We start from the raw sequence: 3,398 nt of genomic DNA on the forward strand, positions 1-3,398 counted from the left end.
TTTTCATTGGGGTTGGCAATACGCTGAGCGTGTTTGTGAGAAAGCTGGGGATCAAGCTCATCGCCAACCAGGGTCCGGTGAGGATCCAGGCACAGAATGATTTGATGGAGCTCATCGCTCGTGGAGAAATCAGCGTAGTCAGTACCGAAGATCGTATCGAAATTATTGCCAAGAAGCAGGTCACGATCAACGGGGGGGGAAGCTATATCACCCTTGATGCCAATGGCATTGAATCTGCCACTCTGGGGGAGTACCGGACTAAAGCCGGACACTACGGGCGGAAAGAAAAGGCCAACAAGCCAGAAGACTTCCCAAACGTGGCTCCTGAAACCACAGAACCTTCCAGTAAATTCAGCTTTTCCTGACAAGGAGTCAACACATGATTATCAGCCCACCGCTTCTGAAAGCGAAAGAAGCCCATGAAACTGATGCGGCCTGGATTGAAAGAGTCATGACCGTAGTTGACCGCCGTGGGTACCCGGTTAACGGTCATGGATCGTGGCATGGCGGGATCCACATTCGTCAGACTGACGAAGGAAGACCTGCTGAGAGCGTGCGGGCGATAGCGGATGGTACTATCGTTTCACTGCGTAAAAGCTCAGACAAACGCGATCTGGCACCATTTAACATCAACGCCGATAAGCCCAATGCGAAGGGGAGTGATGATGGATATGTGCTGATAAAGCATGAAACCGAAATTGGCAGCGGAAATGATGCGAAGGTTGTTTTTTATTCTCTCTACATGCATCTGAAGTCGCTGGCAGAGACTGTCAAAGCCGGTGAAAAAGTCTACCGTAAAGATCCGCTGGGTACTCCAGGGATGGTGGATGCGGTGAATGCCTTTCATTTCCAGATTTTCTGTGATGACGACAATATCCGCAAGCTGACGGGAAGAACTGACCAGAAGCTCGATATATCCAGAGACGGGCGCACAGATGCGGTTTATGGGGATATTCATTTTTATCTTCCGGTGGGCACAAAGTTTTACGACAAAGCCCCAGTGCATAACGGCACATCCACAGGCGGGCTGGCTGAACGTTATACCAGCACGGTACCTCTGTATGCCAGCATGACGCTGGAGAAGGGTAACTGCACCATGGTGACCCGGCAGGAAAATTCGCAGATTGACGGAAAGTACGACCTGCTGGGTGAGCCGCTGGTTAACGCGGATGGAAAGGACTACGAGTACAATCTCTATAAAACCGCGATGCGGAACTATAAGGAGAGCCCCAGTGCCGGATTTGAGTTGCTCCGCTTTGGCCGGGTTATCAATACGGACCATGAAACCCTGGTGCCAGCAGATGCGCCACTGTGGATGACGGTCAATTACCCGGGTGGAAAAGGGGTGGTCAATCTTGCTGATCCCAGTATTAAAAAGTTCAGTGACGCGGATTTTCCGCACTGGACAGGCTGGCAACTGATTGACGATGACGCTGATACAAACAGTCAGTGCAACTCCGCAATCATTAAAAAGCTGCGGGAAGACGGGGTGTATGATGCTGTGCAGGGGAAATTAATTTGTCACTTTCCTTTTGAATGGGATAAATCGACGTTTGATACCCGTTTTTCGTGGCTGAAAGTGGGCAATGAAGAGCATGGGGCTATGCAGGAAGACGACTATGAAAAGCTGAAAGCCCATGCGGGAGCGCTGTGTTTTGATTCCGGGGCTTTGAATTCTGGCAGATTGTGGCATTTTCATCCTGCTGAATTTATAAGGCACTTCAGAAAATGTGGTTGGCTAAGTCAGAAGGAATTAGCTTCTCTAATTCCTAAAAATTATAAGACTGGATATCCAAAAGGAGTTAAAGATGCTCGTTCTAATTGGGATGATAATTTCGATAACTGGACTAGGTTATATTGTGATTTCAATAAGTCTTGTCGTAAATACAATATAACATCGAAGGATAGATTATCTTGTTTCTTGGGGCAAGTTTATATAGAAACAAATCTTCTTGATACTGTTAGAGAGTATGGAAAAGCAAAAAAGTTTAAAGGGAAATGGGCTGCTCCTGCAATGGAGTATTATCAACCATTTTATGGTCGAGGACTAATGCAGTTAACATGGCCTAGAAATTACGAAAGTTATCAAAAATATAGGACTGTTGCTAAACTCCCTGATGTTTCAGCAGACTATTCATATGTTGATTCTCGAATAACTACTACAACCGAACATTATTGGTCGGATCCAAGAGTAGTAACTATCGATAAATTAACAAAGAAAAAAATAATAACTATTAATGAAACTTTAAAGAAAAGATGGTTCCCAAGATTCGATCCTGAATTAATAGCAAGCGATTCATATTGTGCATGTGACAGCGCAGGGTTTTATTGGGTATCGAAACATCACAATGGAAAGATTAATATAAATACTGAAGCAGATAATGGTGTGACAACTCCTACTATAGGTAGTTGCTCTAAATTGGTTAATGGTGGTGGGTATGGATATTTTGAACGTCAAGCATATACCCGGTATATCGATTATTATTTAAATGATGTTGTTAAATCAAAATTAAAAGAAAATATCGAGGTGACCTATGGTAATCAGACCGTGAATGTTTCAGTAGATTATACTCGACAAGTAGCTAAATAGGTGTAAGAGAATGAAGTTAATAAAAAGTACAGCTGTGTTGTTCTTGGTTTTTTTTTCCTGCAACTCACAAAGTTCAGAACAAATAGTAAATGATTCAGTAAGATCATATATATATTCTTCAGGGAAACCGCACAAATTGAGAAGTGTATATGGAGTTGAGTTGCCTGATGAAGGATTTGATTCATTTTTCATTTACTCACCATTAACTTCTGGAGATATAGATATCTATCCATTCATTTATTTTGATGAAAAAACTAAGAAGTCTACTGGAGATAGCTACACACGATGCGATGTTGCTATTTCACATAAAAGCAAGGTCCTTATTGCACCCAGAGTATTTTCATTAGATGACGCTAAAAAATATATTCCATGCGTTGGGTTTGATAACAGTAATTTAATTGTAAAAAATAAATCTGGCAGTTGGATAATAGTGAATGCTGTTTATCAAGGTATGAGCGATGCACCTGAAATTGTTCCTGAGGTCTATTCTTTTGATGGTGAAAGACTATGCTATGAAGGAAAATATAGTTTGGATTTAGCATCTAATAAGATATCCATCAAAGAGTTGAGAAATAAATTTATTATATCTCATAATGATGATGGATGTTCAAAATAGACATCTTTGATTATAAAATAAATTATATGGATATCAAATCAACCTGATGCAATATTGATAAGTATTTTTTCTGACAATGTGGTCTCAAGCAAGAAAAATAAAATACACTTGATGGCATTAAAAATATTACATCAGAGTAAATAACTGCGCTTAATAGTAGATCACTGAAGGGAACTCAATCCGGTTCCATCA

At 41.5% G+C, this 3,398-nt stretch carries 3 protein-coding genes; all 3 read left to right on the forward strand.

What is annotated here, in order from left to right; translation table 11 throughout:
* Positions 1 to 365: DUF2345 domain-containing protein (locus EH228_RS05295; RefSeq protein WP_152320640.1), on the forward strand; the 365-nt coding region annotated here is incomplete at its 5' end.
* Positions 366 to 379: 14 nt separating this feature from the next.
* Positions 380 to 2,590: a M23 family metallopeptidase gene (locus EH228_RS05300; RefSeq protein ID WP_152320641.1), complete on the forward strand. Its 2,211-nt coding sequence runs from the start codon at positions 380 to 382 to the stop codon at positions 2,588 to 2,590.
* A gap of 10 nt (positions 2,591 to 2,600) precedes the next feature.
* Positions 2,601 to 3,206, forward strand: a complete 606-nt coding sequence (locus EH228_RS05305) for a hypothetical protein (protein ID WP_152320642.1) — start codon at positions 2,601 to 2,603, stop codon at positions 3,204 to 3,206.
* Positions 3,207 to 3,398: the final 192 nt, after the last annotated feature.

This window comes from Erwinia endophytica (genome assembly GCF_009295515.1).
Classification (GTDB): Bacteria; Pseudomonadota; Gammaproteobacteria; order Enterobacterales; family Enterobacteriaceae; genus Erwinia; species Erwinia endophytica.